This is a genomic window from Rhizobium sp. BK176, from assembly GCF_024808055.1.
The window spans coordinates 235460-254306 of the sequence record NZ_JANUBV010000008.1; the positions used below are offsets into that span (position 1 = coordinate 235460).

Genomic DNA, 18847 nt, shown 5'->3' on the forward strand with positions numbered 1-18847 from the left:
TCAACGTTCCTTCGTATAGGGGACACCACCCGCCTTGGGCGGGATTGCCACGCCGATGAAGCCGGCGAGCAGGACACAGGTCAGGATATAAGGCAGCGCCTGGAAGATCTGCACCGGCACTTCGCCGATCAGTGGCACCTGCTTGCCCTGCATGAAGTTTGCCAGCGCATCGAGAAAGCCGAAGAGCAGGCAGGCGAACATGACAGGCACCGGCTTCCATTTGGCAAAGACCAGCGCCGCAAGCGCGATGTAGCCCTTGCCGGCCGACATATCCTTGATGAAAGCCGCCGACTGCGCGATCGCGAGATAGGTTCCGGAGAAGCCGCAGAGGATGCCGGCGCACATGACGGCGCGATAGCGCAGCCAGGTGACCGAAATGCCAGCCGTGTCGACGGCGCCCGGATTCTCGCCGACGGCGCGCAGCCGCAGGCCGAAGCGCGTGCGGTAGAGGATCCACCAGGAAAGCGGAACCGCGAAGAAAGCGAGATAGGTCAGGATGTTGTTGCCGGAAATCACGTTGGCATAAAGCGGGCCGATGATCGGAATATCGCGGATGGCATCGGCGCCAGGCAGCACGATCGGCACAAAGCGAGCCTCAGGAAGCAGCTGCGGCGTGCGGCCGCCCTGGCCGAACCAGGCGCCGCCGAGAACGATCGTGATACCGGCGACGAAGAAGTTGATCGCCACGCCCGAGATGATCTGGTTGCCGCGGTTGGTGATCGAGGCGAAGCCGTGCACGAGGCTGAGCGCCACGGAGCAGACGATGCCGGCGCCGAGACCGAGCCATGGCGAACCGGTCAGGTAAGCAACGCAGGCCGCCGCAAACGCCGATCCGAGCATCTTGCCCTCGAGGCCGATATCGAAGATGCCTGCCCGCTCGGAAAACAGCCCTGCCAGCGCCGTGAAGATCAGCGGGATCGACAGGCGGATCGTGGAGCTGAGGACGCTGATGAAGATGTCATAATAATCCATCGTGCGTTCCCTCACGCGGCCTTGAACTGTTGGTAGACGCGAACCATCGCGGGGCGGAACATGTATTCAAGCGCGCCGGCAAAGAGGATCACGAGACCCTGAATGACAAGGATCATTTCGCGCGTGATATTGGGCATCTCGAAGGAGATCCAGTCGCCACCCTGATAGAGGATGCCGAAGAGGATCGCCGAGAAGATGATCCCGACCGGATGGTTTCTGCCCATCAGCGACACGGCGATACCAACGAAACCAGCACCGCCGACGAACTCCACCTGCAGACGGGCCGAGGATCCCATGACCGGATTCAGCGCCATCATGCCCGCAAGCGCGCCGGACAGCAGCATCGCAATCATGACGATGCGAGGGTAGGGGATGCCGGCATAGGCTGCCGCGCTCTGGCTGACGCCAAGCGTGCGCATCTCGAAACCGAGCTTGGTACGCCAGATCAGCAGCCAGACGAAATAGGCCGCAACCAGCGCAATGAGGAAGGAAACGTTGAACGGCGCGGCGCCGAGCTTGGCGCCGAACAGGTCCATCAGCCAGCCGAGTTTCGGCAACTGGCCGCCTTCAAGGAAGGTGCGGGTTTCCGGCGCCATCTTGCCAGGCACGATCAGCACATGCACCAGCAGGTAGACCATCAGCGCCGCGCCGATATAGTTGAACATGATGGTGGTGATGACGATGTGGCTGCCGCGCTTTGCTTGCAGGAAGGCCGGAATGAAGGCCCAGGCCGCACCAAACAGGCCAGCACCGACAACCGCTACCGGCATGGTCACATACCATGGGACATAGTGGTCGAGCGCCAGCGCTACCAGGGCGCAGCCGAGGCCGCCGAGATAGGCCTGACCTTCCGAGCCGATATTGAACAGGCCGGCATGAATGGCGACGGCAACGGAGAGGCCGGTGAAGATGAAGCTCGTCGCGTAATAAAGCGTAAAGCCGATACCTTCGCCGCTGCCAAGCGCGCCTTCTATCAGCAGCGACAGGGCCGCAAGCGGGCTCTCTCCGATCAGCCAGACGACAAAGCCGGAGATCAGGAAGGCAACGAACAGGTTCAACAGCGGGATGAGGCCGTAGTTGATCCAATTTGGAAGTGGAACGGAAGCAGTGCTCATCGAGGCCTCACGCGGCAATGCCGGCCATCATCAGGCCGAGGGTCTGTTCACCGGCATCGGGCGTCTTCTCACCGACCACGTGGCCGGCAAACATGACAAGGATACGGTCTGAAAGGGCGCGGATTTCGTCGAGTTCGACGGAGACGAGCAGGATCGCCTTGCCCGCGTCGCGCATCTCGATGATCCGGCGGTGAATGAACTCGATCGCGCCGATATCGACGCCGCGCGTCGGCTGGCCGATGATCAGGGCCGTCGGATCGCGCTCGATTTCGCGCGCCACGACGATCTTCTGCTGGTTGCCGCCGGAGAAGCTCGCTGTCTTCAGGCGCGGGTTCGGCGGACGAATGTCGTATTTCTCGATCTTCTCCATCGCGTCCTTGCGGATCGCGTCGAGATCAAGCAGCGGCCCCTTGCTGTAGCCGGGATTGCGATGGTAGCCGAGAACCGAGTTCTCGTACTCCTCGAACTTCAGCACCAGCCCCATGTGATGACGATCTTCGGGAATGTGAGCGAGGCCGAGCTCCCTGAGCCGCGCCGGATCGGCCTTGTCGATTGGCTGGTTGTCGAGGAAAATCTCGCCGGAATGCGGCTTGCGGATGCCGGCAATTGCCTCCAAGAGTTCGGACTGCCCATTGCCAGCGACGCCGGCAATACCGACGATCTCGCCGGCTCGGACGTCGAAGGAGACGTTGTCGACCATGGTGACGCCGCGATTGTCCTTAACGGTCAGGTTGCGAGCCGACAGGATCACCTTGCCTGGATTGGCTTCGCCCTTCTGCACGCGCAGCAGGACGCGGCGGCCGACCATCAGTTCGGCCAGCTCCTCGACCGTCGTCTCGGAAGTCTTGCGGGTCGCGACCATCTCGCCGCGGCGCATGACCGACACCGTATCGGTGATCGCCATGATCTCGCGTAGCTTGTGGGTGATCAGAATGACCGTCTTGCCCTGGTCGCGAAGGACGCGAAGGATCTTGAAAAGATGGTCTGCCTCGGCAGGCGTCAGCACGCCGGTCGGCTCGTCGAGGATGAGGATCTCGGCGCCGCGGTACATGGCTTTGAGGATCTCGACGCGCTGCTGCAGCCCGACCGGAAGCTCTTCAATGAGCGCATCGGGGTTCACTTCGAGGCCATAGTCCTTCTCAAGGCGGCGCAGCTCGGCGCGCGCGGAAGAAACGCCTTTGGCGAGCAGGGCGCCGCCCTCGGCACCGAGCATGATGTTCTCGAGCACCGTGAAATTGTCGACCAGCATGAAGTGCTGGTGCACCATCCCGATGCCGGTCGCGATCGCGGCCTGGCTGTCCTTGATGGTGACGGGATTGCCGTTGACGCGGATTTCACCGGCGTCGGCATGGTAGAAGCCATAGATGATCGACATCAGGGTCGATTTGCCGGCACCGTTCTCGCCGATGATGCCGTGAATCGTGCCCTTGGCGACGGTAAGATTGATGTCTTTGTTGGCATGAACGGCACCGAATTTCTTGTCGATGCCCACAAGTTCGATAGCGGGCGTGTCTGTCACAGCAGGCTCCAAATACGAAAAGGGCGTATGGCGGAACGGATCCGCCATACGCCCGTCTCAGTCACGGATCACTTCGGGCAAGCATTGTCCGAGGTATAGTCGTGAACCTTGATGGTCCCCGCGATGATGCCTTCCTTGGCCTTGTCGAGAGCAGCCTGCATGTCAGGCGTGATCAATGCCTTGTTGTTGTCGTCCATGGCGGCTGCAACGCCGTCTTCCTTGACGCCGAGCGCGAGAACGCCGGCCGTGAACTTGTCAGCCTTGACGTCGCTGAAGCCGTTGTAGACAGCAAGGTCGACGCGCTTGACCATCGAGGTCAGGACGGAGCCCGGGTGCAGATGGTTCTGGTTGCTGTCGACGCCGATCGAGAGCTTTTTGTTGTCGGCTGCTGTCTGCAGGACGCCGAGGCCGGTCGCACCGGCTGCCGCGTAGATGACATCAGCGCCCTGGTCGATCTGGTTCTTGGTGAGCTCGCCACCACGAACCGGGTCGTTCCAGGCAGCGCCCGTCGTGCCGGTCATGTTCTGGAACACTTCGACATCGGCCTTGACCGAGCGGGCGCCCTGCTCATAACCGCATTCGAACTTGCGGATCAGCGGAATGTCCATGCCGCCGACGAAGCCAACCTTGCCGGTCTTCGAAGCGAGGCCGGCCAGCGTGCCGACGAGGAAGGAGCCTTCTTCTTCCTTGTAGACGACAGAACGAACGTTCGGCTTGTCAACGACGGCGTCAACGATGACGAACTTCGTGTCGGGGAATTCGGCTGCGACCTTCTCGATTGCCGAAGTCCAGGCGAAGGAGACAGCGATAACCGGGTTGAAGCCGCGGCTCGCGAAGTTACGGATGGCCTGCTCGCCCTGGGTGTCGCCGGTCGGCTCGAAGTCGCGATAAGCGATCCCGGTTTCCTTCTTGAACTTTTCGGCGCCGTTGTAGGCTGCTTCGTTAAACGACTTATCGAACTTCCCGCCGGTGCCGTACACGAGCGCCGGCTTGACGTCGGCGGCGAGCGCCGTCGTGGACATGGCAGCCACGGCCAGGAGAGTCAGAAGGGATTTTTTCATGAGTTGCAGCCCTATTGTTTCTAATTGTTTGGGTCCTCCCGCAAGCCGTTTAGGCATGTCTGCGGAACCACCGACCTCCCCCCGGAGGCCTGGCTGGGCGCATCCTTGCATGGCTCAAAAAAAAATTCACGAGAAATTTTTCGACTGGTAAAGATTTGCCGCAATTGCCAAAAATCAGCTCACGCGGGCTGAATTTTGTACAAAATCATCACCGGCTTGCGATTTTTCTCGGCAAATTTGGGTTCGCCAAGACCGCTTGTCATGCCGCAAAGCGGCCAGCCACCGAGGGCTTCTTGTAGCCCACCATCCACAACATCAGCGACAGCACCAGGAACACGGCAAAGGCCGGCTGGAGCATCAGCCACTGGAAGGCAAGCGTGTAGAAGCGCGGATGGATGTAATAGGCGATGGTCGATTGAAGGGTTTCCAGCGACGAGGGGCTAAGGTCCTGCCATGCGTCACCCATGGGAGTGATAACTACCGACGACGCGGCAACGGACTGAATGGAATCAATCGTACCGGCGATGACGGCGACGGCCAGCGCAACGAGACTTGCCAAACGCAAAAGGAAACGCATCAAACTCTCCGGCGATCAAACATGCCAGGCATTTTCCTGGCCAGCCGCGCCATTCGTCAACCTCTACAAAAGATAGTTATGGAGGGGTGGAGCTACAATGGAGGGCCAGAGCGCACTTTTACCGGAAGAAGTCAAAAAACTGTTAGATTTGGGTTGATCGGCAAAAATTCATCGGTATATATCGCGCCGTTCCGACGATTTGCATCTTCGCCGATGCAGACCGCCAAAGGACAGGTGGCCGAGTGGTTGAAGGCGCACGCCTGGAACGCGTGTGTACGTGAAAGCGTACCGAGGGTTCGAATCCCTCTCTGTCCGCCATTTGGCTTTCCGAGGATTGCGTCATTTCAGCTGCCTAGCGGCAAGCTTGCGCCTAGCATCCGTGTTTCAGCCCGCATTTCCTGGTCGATTGTCTGAGCCAGCTTTTCGCGAGTACTGACGCTGCACCTCGCAAAGCAACGACGTAGGGTGGAGTGACGGCAGCCTTCAGACGAGCCGCCATAAGGAAAAAGGTCGGAACGATATCGTGCCGACCTTCCTCAATCCGCCGCGACCATGGGCTGCCAGTACCTCCGTGGTCAGCCTATCGAAGGCGAATTCCGTAAGTCGAATGTAGCGCTTTGGGAAAGGAACTCAAGCACCCCTTATGGACGATGCGGCTGTAACGTATACCAACCGTGACCGGCGATTGTTGGTACGAACGGATCATTCGCTGTGGAGGCGGCGTTAGCGGCTGTTGTCCCCAGCCATTCGCCTGAAACCAAGAGGCCCTGCTCCAACAGCAAGGCCTCTTGTCAGTACGCGCTCGAACGCCACGCGGGCAAGCTAGCGCCCTGTTATCCGGCGGCCGTGCTGCGGGCTCGTTTCGGCAGTTTCCAGCCAGGCCGCACGAAGTGGCAGGTGTAGCCATTGGGAATGCGTTCCAGATAGTCCTGATGTTCAGGCTCCGCTTCCCAGAAGTCGCTGACCGGAACAACTTCCGTGACGACCTTTCCGGGCCACAGGCCGGAGGCATCGACGTCGGCAATGGTGTCCTCGGCGTTCGCTTGCTGAGCGTCGTCGGCGTAGAAGATCGCCGATCGGTAGCTGGCGCCGATATCGTTACCTTGCCGGTTCATTGTCGTCGGATCATGGATCTGGAAGAAGAATTCGAGGATGTCGCGGTAGCTGGTCTTCGCCGGGTCGAACAGGATCTCGATCGCCTCGGCGTGGTTGCCATGATTCCGGTAGGTCGCATTGGCGACCTCGCCACCGGTATAGCCCACGCGAGTGGATACGACGCCAGGGAGCCGCCTGATGAGGTCCTGCATGCCCCAGAAGCAACCGCCCGCCAGTACCGCACGCTCTACAGTCATTGGAAACGTCCTTTCCAGTCAAACAATGGGCACAGACATCTGCGACCATTTCTTGGGCCATAGATGGGGATTGGCGCCCCATTTTGCCAGACCGCGTTTTGCCGTCTGCTTTTCAGGGCTAGCGGCTCAAGCTACCGCTTCATGTCGGGGCAGACATAGGGAGCCTTGACGGCGGCATAACTGCGCTCGACGAGATCCTTCACCGCGGAGATTTGAAGAGTGAGCCTATCAGTAGAGATCGTCTTGATCTTGGCCAGTATGATCGCGCCGTCCTCATCCCATGAAATCTCGTTGGCCGACGGCTGTTTCCATGACCTGAGAGCGTAGGTTTCCCAGCAAGAGTCGATAAGGAGTTTGCCTTTCGGCAAAAAGATCATCATTGGGCCTGGCAGACCGGATTGCGATTTGGTCTCCGTCCAAGGCGTACCAATCAGCGGGGACGCTGCAGACTTCTCGGCAGCAAGGGTCGGCGTTTGCACGGGATGGCGGGTCCTCGAACGGCCAGGAAATCTGCGCAGCCGATTGGGTCCTGCGGTTCAACCAATGCAACACCGGGTAGCAAGTCGGATCGGGTGTCGAGCCGTCCTCCGCCGTAAAATATGTCCCGGGGATCTGCGCGGAAGACTCGCGCTTAGCGCCTACACAAATACCGCCTGATCGACGCGATCCTCCGTACCGAAGAACTTCAGATAGCGTTGAACCTCCGCCGGGTCGCCGGTTGCCTTCTGCGGATTGTCCGATAGCTTCACGGCCGGGCGGCCGTTGGCGTCAATGACCTTGCAGACGATGGAGATGGGATTGAGCCCGGAGATCTCAGTCGGCGCGCAGCCGGCGAAGTCGTTGGTGAGGTTGGTGCCCCAGCCGAAACTCATCCGCACCTTGCCTTCGAAGTGCTTGTAGGTGTGGATGATCGCGTCGACATCGAGGCCATCCGAGAAAATAAGCAGCTTCTGGCGCGGATCGCGGCCCATCTTCTTCCACCATTCGATGATCTTCTCGCCGCCTTCGACGGGCGGTGCGCTGTCAGGTCGGAAGCCCGTCCAATCGGCGACCCATTCGGGCGCGTCGCGCAGGAACGCTGCCGTTCCGAACGCATCCGGCAACACGATCAGCAGGTTGCCGCCATAGAGCTTGTTCCAGTCCCGCAGCACCTTGTAGGGTGCGTTGTGCAGTTCCTTTTCGGTCTGGGCAAGGGCCGCGGCCACCATCGGCAGCTCGTGGGCGTTCGTGCCGACCGCTTCGAGATCTGAATCCATGGCGAGCAGCACGTTGCTGGTACCGGTGAAGGCAGGCCCGATGCCTTCCTTCAAGGCCTCGACGCACCAGCGCTGCCAAAGGAAGCTGTGGCGGCGGCGCGTACCGAAGTCGGAGATCCGCAGGCCAGGCAATTCGCGCAGCCGCTCCACCTTTTCCCACATCCGCGCTTTCGCGCGGGCATAAAGCACATCGAGCGTAAACGGTCCAAGCGCTTTCATGGCGGAGCGCGACCGCAGCTCGTTGATGATGGCGAGCGCTGGGATTTCCCACATGGTCGTGTCCTTCCACGATCCATGGAAGTCGAGCACGTACTGCCCGTCACGTTTCGACAGTTCGTATTCCGGCAGCTGGAAATGCGAGAGCCAGGCAAGGAACTCAGGCTCGAAAATCTGCGCGCGGCCGTAGAAGCTGTTACCAGCGAGCCAGATCGTTTCCTTCTTGGAGAGACGCAGGGTGCGGGCATGGTCGAGCTGCTCGCGCAGTTCGCCCTCGTCGATCTCTTCGGCCAAAAGCACGCGCTTGGTGCGGTTTATGAGCGTGAAGGTGGCGTTGACCTCAGGGTAGAGCTTCCAGATCATCTGCAGCATCAGCAGCTTATAGAAGTCCGTGTCGATCAGGCTGCGAACAATCGGATCGAGCTTCCAGGTGTGATTGTAGACGCGCCGCGCGATATCAGTCTTGGCCATGTACTCCGCCCATTCCCAAGCCGGGTAAGGTGCGCCGACCGGCGCACGAAAACCGGCTCGTGTGCTTTTCTTATCGAAAAATCAGCCGGTAAAGTCCAGCGCAAACAGAAAAGCACCCTGCCGGCGGTCCGACAGGATGCGTGGTAGTGACCGCCTTGACCCGCCCGCTCCTATTGTGCAGGAGGCTTGGGCGTTGCCGGCGCCGTGTTCGAGGCTGGCGGCTGAGTCGGTGTCTCGGTCGGCACCGCATTGCCGTTTTGCAGCGAGGGCGATGGTGTCGGTGCTAATTGCTGCGACTGGATCTGCTGTCCTGGCTGCTGGGGAGCGACATCCGCTGACTCTTTCTTGCCCCAGATTTCGACGGGAATCCATACGATGAAGGCGAGCACCAGCGCGACGATCAGGACCATGAGAATCCGGGTTCCCGTCCGGCCGTGTTTTGCCTTCACAGGTGAAATCGTCTCCTCGGCATGAAGCTTGCCGTCCGCTTCTTCCCAGCGCGTTTCCGTCTGCTGAGCCATGCTTGCCTCCTTCCGATGTCGCGCAAGCCGTCATCGGCTCGCCACCTCACCTCGGAGAAAAACGAACGGAAAGCAGCATGGTTCCGGCGCTTAGTAACCCATCTGCCGATCGACGACGAATTGCAGCGGCTCGCCGCCCTCGTAGCGGGCGATCTGGCGCTCGACGTGGCGGAAGAGCGCTGTCTCATCGGAAACTGCCGCATCGTGCGGCGTGATGAACACGTTTTCGAGCCCCCAGAGCGGATCGTCGGAGGCAAGCGGCTCGACTGCGAAGACGTCGATCGACGCGCCGCCGAGCACGCCGCCCTTAATCGCGGCGACGATGTCCGATTGCACCTGGCTCTTGCCGCGGCCTGCATTGATGAACACAGGCTTGCCGAGCGCACCACCCTGCCGCAGCTTCGAAAATAGCGCGGCATTGTAGAAGCCTGTCGTCTCCGGTGTCAGCGGCAGCAGGCCGACGAGGAAATCGGTCTTGGAGAGGAATTCATCGAGCTGGCTGGAATTGTAGGTTTCGACGCCGTCGATCTCCTTGCGGCTGCGCGACCAGCCGATGACATTGAAGCCCATGACCTTCAGCTTGTACGCTGCATCCTGGCCGAGCACGCCAAGGCCCATGATGCCGACGGTGATTTCGGCGGCCTCGGGCGGAACCAGCTTGCCCCAGATGCGCGCCCGCTGATCCTTGTCGTGCTGATGCTGCTGGCGGAGATGCATGAGGCACTGCATCACCACCCATTCGCTCATTCGCGTCGTCAGGCTGCGGTCGGAGAAGCGAATGATCGGGACGTCGGGCAGCCCCGGCAGGTTCATGAAGCTGTCGACGCCGGCGCCACCGGAGAAGATGACCTTCAGATTGGGCGCGCGGCTGAAAAGATCCGCGTCCGGCTTCCAGAGCAGCGCATAGTCGATGCCGGTCAGGTCGCGATCCTTGTTGGCGGGATCGGCGAGGTTGATGCTGCCGCGATCCGCAAAGGCCGTTTTCAGGATGCGGGCAACGGTTTCGGGGTCGAACTTGAGATCGACGAGAATGGGCGGTCTTGCGGACATGATCGTCTTTACTGTTGGACGGCGGGCGTCGGCACCGCCTCGATGTTGAAGGCGGCAGCCATCAGCGCCTTGGTATAGTCATCCTTCGGCGCACCGAAGATATCGGCGGACGATCCCTGTTCAACGACCTTGCCGAAGCGCATGACGATGACGTCGTTTGCCAGCGCCTTCACCACCTTCAGGTCGTGGCTGATGAAGAGGTAGGCGAGATCGTGCTTCTTCTGCAGATCTCGCAGGAGATCGACGACTTGCGCCTGGACGCTCATGTCGAGCGCCGAGGTCGGCTCGTCCAGCATCACGAAGCGTGGTTTCAGTACCATGGCGCGGGCTATGGCGATGCGCTGGCGCTGCCCGCCGGAGAATTCGTGCGGATAGCGCCAACGGGTCAGCGGATCGAGCCCGACCTCCTCCAGCGCCCAGCAGACCCGGCTGTCGCGCTCTTCATAGGAGAGCGACCGCTCATGCACCTTCAGACCCTCGGCAATGATGTCGCCGACCGACATGCGCGGGCTGAGCGAGCCATACGGATCCTGGAACACGACCTGCAGCTGGTTTCGCAGCGGTCGCATTTCCGTAAATGAATAGCTGGCTATATCCTCGCCGACGAAGCTGATCCGGCCCTGCGAGGAGATCAGCCGTGTCAGCGCGAGGCCGAGCGTCGTCTTGCCGGAACCGGATTCACCGACGACGCCGAGCGTCTGGCCAGCGCGCAGCTGCAGGTCGATGCCGTCGACGGCCTTCACATGATCGACGACCTTGCGCATCAGCCCGGCCTTGATCGGGAACCAGACGCGGATGTCGGATCCCTGCATCACGATCGGCTTCGAGGAATCGGCAACCGGTGGTTCACCGCGCGGCTCGGAGGCGAGCAGATGCCGCGTGTACTCATGCTTCGGATTGCGGAAGACTTCTTCCACCGTGCCGGTCTCGACGATCTTGCCTTTGGTCATGACGCAGACCCGATCGGCGAACTTGCGCACGATGCCGAGGTCGTGGGTGATGAACAGCATGGACATGCCATGCTGACCCTTCAGCTGCCGCAGCAATTCGAGGATCTGCGCCTGCACGGTGACGTCGAGCGCGGTCGTCGGCTCGTCGGCGATCAAAAGCTCCGGTCGGTTGGCGAGCGCCATGGCGATCATCACGCGTTGCCGCTGGCCGCCGGAAAGCTCGTGCGGATAGGCTTTCAGCCGCTTTTCCGGCTCGCGGATGCCGACCTGGTTCAGCAGTTCGAGTACCTTGGTGCGTGCCGCCTGACCGGTCACGCCCTGGTGCAGCTCGAGAATCTCTGCGATCTGCTTTTCGATCGTGTGCAGCGGGTTGAGCGATGTCATCGGCTCCTGGAAGATCATCGTGATGTCGTTGCCGCGCACCTCGCGCAACGCCTTGTCGGATGCCTTCAGGAGGTCTTTGCCCTTGAACAGGATTTCGCCGGAGGGATGGCTGGCCGCGGGGTAGGGGAGCAGCCGCAGGATCGAGTTGGCGGAGACCGACTTGCCCGAACCGGACTCCCCGACCAGCGCCACGACCTCGCCCTTGCGGATATCGAAAGAAACGTGATCGACAGCCAGCGATGTATCGCCGCCCTGGTGGAATGCCACCGAAAGATCGCGAACGGACAGCAGTGTTTCGGCAGCGTCACTCATTGAAACGTCTTCCTGGGATCGAATGCGTCACGAACCGCCTCGCCGATGAAGATCAACAGCGACAGCATGATCGACATGGTGAAGAACGCGGTCAGTCCGAGCCACGGCGCCTGCAGGTTGGCCTTGCCCTGTGCGATCATCTCGCCGAGCGACGGCGAGCCCGGCGGCATGCCGAAGCCGAGGAAGTCGAGCGAGGTCAGCGTGGTGATCGAGCCCGACAGGATGAACGGCAGGAAAGTCAGCGTCGCCACCATCGCGTTCGGCAGAAGATGCCGCCACATGATCGTCCTGTTGCCGACGCCCAGCGCTCTCGCCGCTCTGACATACTCGAAATTGCGCGCCCGCAGGAACTCGGCGCGTACGACGCCGACGAAGCCGACCCAGGAGAAGAGCAGCATGATCCCAAGCAGCACGAAGAAGCCGGGCGGCAGGATCGCCGCGATAATCAGCAGAATGTAGAGCACCGGCATCGACGACCAGATCTCGATGAAGCGCTGCAGTAAGAGGTCCGTCCAGCCGCCGAAATAGCCCTGGATCGCACCGGCGGTGACGCCAATGACGGCCGAGCAGATCGTCAGTACCAGGCCGAAGAGCACGGAGATGCGGAAGCCGTAGATGACGCGGGCAAGCACGTCACGCGCCTGATCGTCCGTGCCGAGCCAATTGAGGTTGCCGAAGTTGCAGCCGGGATCGGAAGCACCCTGCGGATATCCGGAGCAGCGCTCCTCCTTGCTCATCATCCAGAAGGGCGCCGTCGGCGCCGAATGCGGGATGTTCGAGTTGACGGACCGATAGGAGTAGTGGATCGGCGGCCAGATCATCCAGCCGTTGGCATTGATCTCGTCCGAGATCACGTCGGAGCGGTAATCGGTTTCCGCCAGAAACCCGCCGAACTTCTCCTCGGGGTAGTTGACCAGCACAGGGAACAGGATCTCGCCCTTGTAGGAGGCGATGATCGGCCGGTCGTTGGCGATGAACTCGGCAAACAGGCTGAGCACGAACAGCACGAGGAACAGCCACAAGGACCAGTAGCCGCGCCGGTTGGCCTTGAAGTTCTTCCAGCGCCTGATGTTGGTCGGCGACAGCAGCCCCTTGCGCGGCGGCTTGACCGGCGTTGCGGTCGTCGGATTGGCGGCGGTGTCCATCACACATCCCTCCGCTCGAAGTCGATGCGCGGATCGATCCATGTGTAGATCAGGTCGGAAACCAGGCTGACGAACAGGCCGAGCAGCGAGAAGATGTAAAGGGTCGCAAAGACGATCGGGTAGTCGCGGTTGACCACTGAGAGATAGCCGAGCCGCCCCAGCCCATCGAGCGAGAAGATGTTCTCGATCAGCAGCGAGCCGGTGAAGAAGGCGGAGATGAAGGCGCCGGGGAAACCGGCGATGATGATCAGCATGGCGTTGCGGAACACATGGCCGTAAAGCACCTGCCGTTCGTTCAGCCCCTTCGCCCGCGCTGTCACCACATATTGCTTCTTGATCTCCTCGATGAAGGAGTTCTTGGTCAGCAGCGTTGTCGTTGCAAAGGCGGCCAGCGAAAGCGAGATCAGCGGCAGCGTCAGGTGCCAGAAGTAGTCGAGCGGCTTCTGCCACCAGGCGAGCTGGTCGAAATTGTCGGAGACGAGGCCACGCAGCGGGAACCAGTCATAGAAGGATCCGCCGGCAAAGAGCACGATCAGCAGGATACCGAACAGGAAGCTCGGGACGGCGTAGCCAATGATGATGATACCCGAGGTCCAGACGTCGAAGGTCGAGCCGTCCTTGACCGCCTTGCGGATGCCGAGCGGGATCGAGATACCGTAGGAAAAGATCATGATCCAGATGCCGAGCGAGGCGGAAACCGGCAATTTTTCCTTGATCAGTTCGAGAACCGTGGTGTTGCGGAAGAAGCTCTCGCCGAAGTCGAAGCGGATGTAGTTCCACATCATCTCGCCGAAGCGCGTCAGCGGCGGCTTGTCGAAGCCGAACTGCTTTTCGAGCTTCTTGATCAGTTCAGGATCAAGCCCCTGCGCGCCGCGGTACTTCGAGCCGCCTTCGTCGAGGCCACCGCCGCCGAGAAGATCGCCGCCACCGCCTGAAAGCCGCGAGTCGGCGCCTTGCGCATCGCCGGTCAGCTGCGCAATTACCTGCTCGACCGGACCGCCCGGCGCGAACTGGATGACGGTGAATGAGATAGCCATGATGCCGATAATGGTCGGGATCATCAGAAGCAGGCGGCGAAGGATATAGGCTCCCATCAGCGAGCGGCCTCCGGGGGTTTCTGTCGTAGGCTGTCCAGTCTAACGCCGCTCAATCGTCAACCTTCCTTTGCCGGTCAGTCCCGGCACTGATCATGTCCGAAGTGATTCGGTTGGCCCATTTGGAGCCCAGCCGTCAGGCCAATGCAAGTCCGCTCATTTCTTGGCGGAAGACGACCACCAGACATCAGGGAAACCGGTCGAGTAGGTCGGATATTCGGCCGGCCGGGTGATCGTGTTCCAGTAGGTGATCGACTGCGTATCGCGGTAGAACAGCGGTACTACGTAGTGGCCCGCCAACAGCACGCGGTCGAGCGCCTTGATCGCCGCCACCTGCTCGTCTCGATCAGGCGCGAAGATCACCATGCGGATCAGCGCGTCGATTGCTGGGTCTGAAATGCCGGCATAGTTGCGCGAGCCCTGCTGGTTGGAGGAGCCGGAACCCCAGTAGTCCGCCTGTTCGTTGCCGGGGTTCATCGTCTCGGCCCACACGTTCCAGATCATGTCGTAGTCGAAGCTGCGCACGCGATTGGTATATTGCGAGGCGTCGACGGTGCGCACCCGCACATCTATGCCGATCTTCTTGAGGTTGTTGGCATAGGGCACGGCCCAGCGCTCGAAGATCGGGCTCGACAGCAGGATCTCGAAGCTCATCGGCTTGCCGGTCTGCGTGTTGACCATGCGGTTGCCCTTGATCTCCCAGCCGGCTTCCTTCAGCAGCTTGATCGCGGTGCGCAGGTTATCGCGGCTCTTCTGCGGGTCGCCGCCGACAGGGTTTGAATAGGTCGTGGTGAAAATCGAAGGCGAGAGCTTGTCCTTGAGGCCGGTGAGGATTTCGAGCTCGCGCCCCTGGGGTAGGCCGGAGGAAGCAAGCTCGGTATTCCAGAAATAGCTGTCGATGCGCTTGTAGCTATTGAAGGCGACAGTGCGGTTCAGTTCCTCGAAATCGAAACCGTAATTCAGCGCCTCGCGCACCTTCTCGTCCTTGAACGTGTCACGGCGGGTGTTCAGCACCATGGCCTGCATGATGCCGGTGGCGCGCAGTGCGTTCGGCACGTCCTCTTTCTTCACGCGGCCTTCCTTGACGGCGGGGAAATCATAGCCGGTCGCCCAGCGCGCGGCGAGAGTCTCCTGCCAGAAGTCGCTGTTGCCGGCGCGGAAGGCTTCGAACTCAACGTCACGGTCGGCATAGTAGGTGTAGGTGATCGAGCCGAAATTGTTCTGCCCGACATTCACGTTGAGGTCCTTGCCCCAATAGTCGTCGCGCAGCTCGTAGCGGATCGTCGCCCCTGCCGAGAATGCGGCGATCTTGTAAGGCCCGGAGCCCATGACCGGTTCCAGCGTCGTCTTGGCGATATCGCGCGGCTTGCCGTCGGCCCCCGTGCCTTCCCACCAGTGCTTCGGCACCACCACGAGCTGACCTAGGATATTGGGAAGCTCCTTGTTGTTCTTCTCGTCGAAGGTGAAGGTCACGTCGCGCTCGCCCGATTTCTCGGCCTTGACCACATGCTTGTAGTAGTTGGAAGCGAGCGGGTTGAGCTCCTTGACCTTGTCGAAGCTGAAGATCACGTCCTCAGGCGTGACGGGCTTGCCATCCGCCCACTTCGCCTCGGCGCGCAGCCGGAACGTCGCGCTCGAGACGTCGTCGGGATAGGAAAGCCCTTCCGCAAGCAGCCCGTAGGAGGCGAGCAGCTCGTCGTCCGCCGATTTCATCAGCGTCTCGAACGGCAGCGTCAGGCCGACCGCTGTTTGGCCCTTAGAAAGCAGCGGGTTGAACGTGTCGTAGGTGCCGGATGCCGATAACCTGAGATTACCGCCCTTCGGCGCATCCGGATTGACGTAGTCGAAATGTTTGAAGCCCGGCTTGTATTTCAGCTCGCTGATGACGGAACTGCCGATGCGGAAATTTGGCTCCTGGGCAACGGCCTGCACGGGCAACGCTATTGTGCCGAGAAGAGAAAAGACCACAGCAAGTTTCGACCACGTAAGCGCCATTCGCCAACCCCGATTGTTTTTCTGCTTTCGCCGACAATAGGCGAAAAGCAGGCGAAAAACAGGTGATGTGGGAGTTTTTGTCTGGCTCGCGAGATCGTGACCATTTGTTGCTCGGGCAAGCCTGGCTCATTCCCTGCTGTGCAAAACATCGATTCACCAAAATTGCTTTTCACGGTAGATTCGATTGCAAATCACTCGGCCTTGCGCCGCAGACGCTCAGGACATGGCATGGCTTTCCATACCACCAGGACTTTCCAGACATTTTTGAAATTGGCGTTCGCCGGCCTGCTTGGCACAAGCCTTGTTGCCGGCGAAGTCGGTGCCGAGCAGAAGCAACCGAGTCCCGGCAGCGCCAAGGCGATTTTCGGCTCCGTTTCCCTGCCGAACCAGGGAACAGCTCAGCCTTATGGCTTCTATGCCAAAGGCTGCATGTCCGGCGCCGTCGCGTTGCCGGTCGATGGACCCACGTGGCAAACCATGCGGCTTTCGCGCAATCGCCGCTGGGGCAATCCCGCCATGATCTCGCTCTTGGAGCGGCTGTCTCGCGATGCGGCAAAGTATGACGGATGGCCTGGTCTGCTCGTCGGCGACATCTCGCAGCCGCGCGGTGGACCGATGTTCAACGGTCATGCGTCACACCAGATCGGACTTGATGCCGACATCTGGCTGACGCCGATGCCCGCTCACCCACTCAGCATCGAAGAACGCGAAACGCTGCCCTTCACGACGATGCTGCAGAAGAACGCGTTCCTGACAATCAACCCCAACGTCTGGACCGAATCGCGCGCCAGGCTGTTGATGCGTGCGGCGAGCTATCCGCAGGTGGAGCGGATTTTCGTCAATCCAGCCATCAAGAAGAAGATGTGCGATACCTGGACGGGAGACCGCACCAATCTTGGCAAGCTGCGCCCGATCTACGGCCACGATTCGCACTTCCACATCCGCATCAAGTGCCCACCGGGCTCAACCGCCTGCAAGCCGCAAGCGCCGGTGCCAACTGACGACGGATGCGGAAAGCCGCTGGCATGGTGGTTCACCAAGGAACCCTGGGCGCCGCCGAAGCCACCGAAGCCCGGCACGAAGCCGGTCAAGCCGCGCGAAGTGATGGTTTCCGACCTTCCGAACGCCTGTGCCGCGGTTCTCGCAGCGCCGTCCGTCGACTCTATCCAGGCCGCGACGTTCGGCGGTGCTCCCGGTGCTCCCGGTGCTCCCGGCGCGCCCGCGGTTGCGCCTATGGCGGTGATGCCTGCCGCGACGTCCGACGAGGCGCTGCCCGACATCGGCCCGGTACCGGACGACAAGCCGTCCGGCGAGTGACGCATTGCCAGCACTGCAGCGGTCTTTCAAAAGACGGGCGCTTCGTATAGAAGCAGCCAAATCGATTGAATTTTCAGGCGGAGGTCCTTTTCATGGCCGGCGGCAAGTGCCTTGCATTGATTGCGCATGACCAGAAGAAGGACGACATGGCGGAGTTTGCCCGCCGCAACCGCGAGACATTCGCGAACTGGAAGATCGTTGCCACCGGTACAACGGGCGGCCGGGTGCTGGAGGCCGCTCCCGATCTCGATGTAACCCGCCTGAAAAGCGGCCCGCTCGGCGGCGACCAGCAGATCGGCGCCCTGATTGCGACCGGCGAAGTCGATGCTCTGATCTTTTTTGTCGATCCGCTGACGCCGATGCCGCATGATGTCGACGTCAAGGCTTTGATGCGGCTTGCAATCGTCTACGATATCCCGATGGCGCTGAACGAGGCGACCGCCGACAAGCTTATTGCCACCCTTCACGCGTAACCGGCGCTTGAAAGCGCCTCGCAGGGAAACTGCCATGCAACTCGACACCAGCGACACCGTCATGCCCTTTCCGATCCTGATCGGCGATATCGGCGGCACCAATGCCCGTTTTTCCATTATTCCGGATGCCGAGGCAGAGCAGATCCATTTTCCCAATGTCCGCACCGCCGATTTTGAGACGATCGATGATGCGATCCGCAGCTGCATTCTGGAAAAGAGCAGCCTGCGGCCGCGTTCGGCGATTCTGGCCGTTGCCGGGCCGATCAGCGCTGACGAAATTCCGTTGACGAACTGCGACTGGGTCGTGCGTCCGCGAACGATGATAGACGGTCTCGGTATCGAGGACGTTCTTGTCGTCAACGACTTCGAGGCACAGGCACTCGCAATCTCGGATCTCTCTGACGAACATCGTGAGCAGCTGGGCGACGCGTCCGGCGAGATGATCGCCTCGCGTCTCGTCCTCGGCCCCGGCACCGGTCTCGGTGTTGGCGGGCTCGTGCATGCACGTGGCGCGTGGATCCCCGTGCCAGGCGAGGGTGGCCACGTCGATCTCGGGCCGCGCACCGCACGCGACCTGCAGATCTTCCCCTATGTGGAAACGATCGAAGGCCGAGTATCGGCCGAGCAGATCCTCTGCGGCCGCGGCATCGTCAATCTCTACCGGGCGATCTGCACGGTGGATGGCATTGCCCCGGTCTATTCCGATCCGGCGGACATCACCTCCCATGCGTTGGCCGGTTCCGACGCCGTTGCCGTCGAGACGATCAGCCTGTTCTCTACCTATCTCGGCCGCGTTGCCGGCGATATGGCGATGATCTTCATGGCCCGCGGCGGCGTGTTTCTGTCGGGTGGCATCCCGCAGAAGATCCTTCCAGCACTGAAGAAACCGGAATTTCGCGCGGCGTTCGAGGACAAGGCGCCGCATTCCGAGCTATTGGCGACGATCCCGACCTATGTCGTAACGCACCCCCTCGCGGCTCTTGCCGGGCTGTCGTCGTATGCCCGCAAGCCCGAGAGTTTCGGGGTCTCGACCGACGGCCGTCGCTGGCGGGCCTAACGGCTCTGGT

General features: G+C 60.9%; 17 protein-coding genes and 1 tRNA gene. 4 read left to right on the top strand and 14 right to left on the bottom strand.

All coding sequences use genetic code 11. From position 1 onward, the window contains the following. From FHT76_RS23540 to FHT76_RS23560, 5 genes are all read right to left on the bottom strand, one after another. A complete protein-coding gene (locus FHT76_RS23540; protein ID WP_183863367.1) occupies positions 1 to 972 on the bottom strand; it encodes an ABC transporter permease in 972 nt (323 codons plus the stop codon). Positions 973 to 983: 11 nt separating this feature from the next. Continuing rightward, positions 984 to 2087 carry an ABC transporter permease gene (locus tag FHT76_RS23545; protein ID WP_183863368.1) on the bottom strand — a complete coding sequence of 368 codons (1104 nt, stop codon included), beginning with the start codon at positions 2085 to 2087 and terminating at the stop codon, positions 984 to 986. Between the two features lie 7 nt (positions 2088 to 2094). Beyond that, positions 2095 to 3606: an ABC transporter ATP-binding protein gene (locus FHT76_RS23550; protein WP_259185915.1), complete on the bottom strand. Its 1512-nt coding sequence runs from the start codon at positions 3604 to 3606 to the stop codon at positions 2095 to 2097. A gap of 68 nt (positions 3607 to 3674) precedes the next feature. Then, positions 3675 to 4667 carry a BMP family protein gene (locus FHT76_RS23555; protein ID WP_016552315.1) on the bottom strand — a complete coding sequence of 331 codons (993 nt, stop codon included), beginning with the start codon at positions 4665 to 4667 and terminating at the stop codon, positions 3675 to 3677. A gap of 259 nt (positions 4668 to 4926) precedes the next feature. Then, positions 4927 to 5244 carry a hypothetical protein gene (locus FHT76_RS23560; protein ID WP_183753619.1) on the bottom strand — a complete coding sequence of 106 codons (318 nt, stop codon included), beginning with the start codon at positions 5242 to 5244 and terminating at the stop codon, positions 4927 to 4929. Between the two features lie 228 nt (positions 5245 to 5472). On the opposite strand from FHT76_RS23560, the gene FHT76_RS23565 reads away from it, so the two are divergent. Then, a tRNA-Ser gene (locus FHT76_RS23565) sits at positions 5473 to 5562 on the top strand. 515 nt (positions 5563 to 6077) lie between these two features. Here FHT76_RS23565 and msrA read toward each other — a convergent pair. The 9 genes from msrA to FHT76_RS23610 all read right to left on the bottom strand — a co-directional run bounded on the left by msrA (position 6078) and on the right by FHT76_RS23610 (position 15990). Then, positions 6078 to 6596 carry a peptide-methionine (S)-S-oxide reductase MsrA gene (msrA, locus tag FHT76_RS23570; RefSeq protein WP_183863422.1) on the bottom strand — a complete coding sequence of 173 codons (519 nt, stop codon included), beginning with the start codon at positions 6594 to 6596 and terminating at the stop codon, positions 6078 to 6080. A 131-nt stretch (positions 6597 to 6727) separates the two neighbouring features. Continuing rightward, positions 6728 to 7075 carry a hypothetical protein gene (locus FHT76_RS23575; RefSeq protein ID WP_259126368.1) on the bottom strand — a complete coding sequence of 116 codons (348 nt, stop codon included), beginning with the start codon at positions 7073 to 7075 and terminating at the stop codon, positions 6728 to 6730. Positions 7076 to 7234: 159 nt separating this feature from the next. After that, entirely contained in the window at positions 7235 to 8539 is a 1305-nt protein-coding gene (pncB, locus tag FHT76_RS23580) for a nicotinate phosphoribosyltransferase (protein ID WP_183863424.1), read from the bottom strand. Positions 8540 to 8709: 170 nt separating this feature from the next. Continuing rightward, positions 8710 to 9060, bottom strand: a complete 351-nt coding sequence (locus FHT76_RS23585) for a hypothetical protein (protein WP_183863426.1) — start codon at positions 9058 to 9060, stop codon at positions 8710 to 8712. A 90-nt stretch (positions 9061 to 9150) separates the two neighbouring features. Next, positions 9151 to 10110, bottom strand: coding sequence for a glyoxylate/hydroxypyruvate reductase A (locus FHT76_RS23590; RefSeq protein ID WP_183863428.1), 960 nt, complete (start codon positions 10108 to 10110; stop codon positions 9151 to 9153). An 8-nt stretch (positions 10111 to 10118) separates the two neighbouring features. Further along, positions 10119 to 11756: an ABC transporter ATP-binding protein gene (locus FHT76_RS23595; RefSeq protein ID WP_183863430.1), complete on the bottom strand. Its 1638-nt coding sequence runs from the start codon at positions 11754 to 11756 to the stop codon at positions 10119 to 10121. Next, positions 11753 to 12901 carry an ABC transporter permease gene (locus FHT76_RS23600; protein WP_183863551.1) on the bottom strand — a complete coding sequence of 383 codons (1149 nt, stop codon included), beginning with the start codon at positions 12899 to 12901 and terminating at the stop codon, positions 11753 to 11755. The genes FHT76_RS23595 and FHT76_RS23600 overlap by 4 nt, the downstream gene beginning before the upstream one ends. Then, a complete protein-coding gene (locus tag FHT76_RS23605; RefSeq protein ID WP_183863432.1) occupies positions 12901 to 13995 on the bottom strand; it encodes a microcin C ABC transporter permease YejB in 1095 nt (364 codons plus the stop codon). Before FHT76_RS23605 ends, FHT76_RS23600 begins: the two co-directional genes overlap by 1 nt. Positions 13996 to 14151: 156 nt before the next feature. Continuing rightward, on the bottom strand, positions 14152 to 15990 hold the full coding sequence (locus FHT76_RS23610; protein ID WP_183863434.1) for an extracellular solute-binding protein: 1839 nt from the start codon (positions 15988 to 15990) through the stop codon (positions 14152 to 14154). Between the two features lie 228 nt (positions 15991 to 16218). On the opposite strand from FHT76_RS23610, the gene mepA reads away from it, so the two are divergent. The 3 genes from mepA to FHT76_RS23625 all read left to right on the top strand — a co-directional run bounded on the left by mepA (position 16219) and on the right by FHT76_RS23625 (position 18837). Further along, positions 16219 to 17307: a penicillin-insensitive murein endopeptidase gene (gene mepA / locus FHT76_RS23615; RefSeq protein WP_183863436.1), complete on the top strand. Its 1089-nt coding sequence runs from the start codon at positions 16219 to 16221 to the stop codon at positions 17305 to 17307. Between the two features lie 92 nt (positions 17308 to 17399). Then, a complete protein-coding gene (locus FHT76_RS23620; RefSeq protein ID WP_037115063.1) occupies positions 17400 to 17780 on the top strand; it encodes a methylglyoxal synthase in 381 nt (126 codons plus the stop codon). Positions 17781 to 17814: 34 nt separating this feature from the next. Next, complete coding sequence (locus tag FHT76_RS23625) at positions 17815 to 18837, top strand: glucokinase (protein WP_259126369.1); 1023 nt, start codon at positions 17815 to 17817, stop codon at positions 18835 to 18837. Positions 18838 to 18847: the final 10 nt, after the last annotated feature.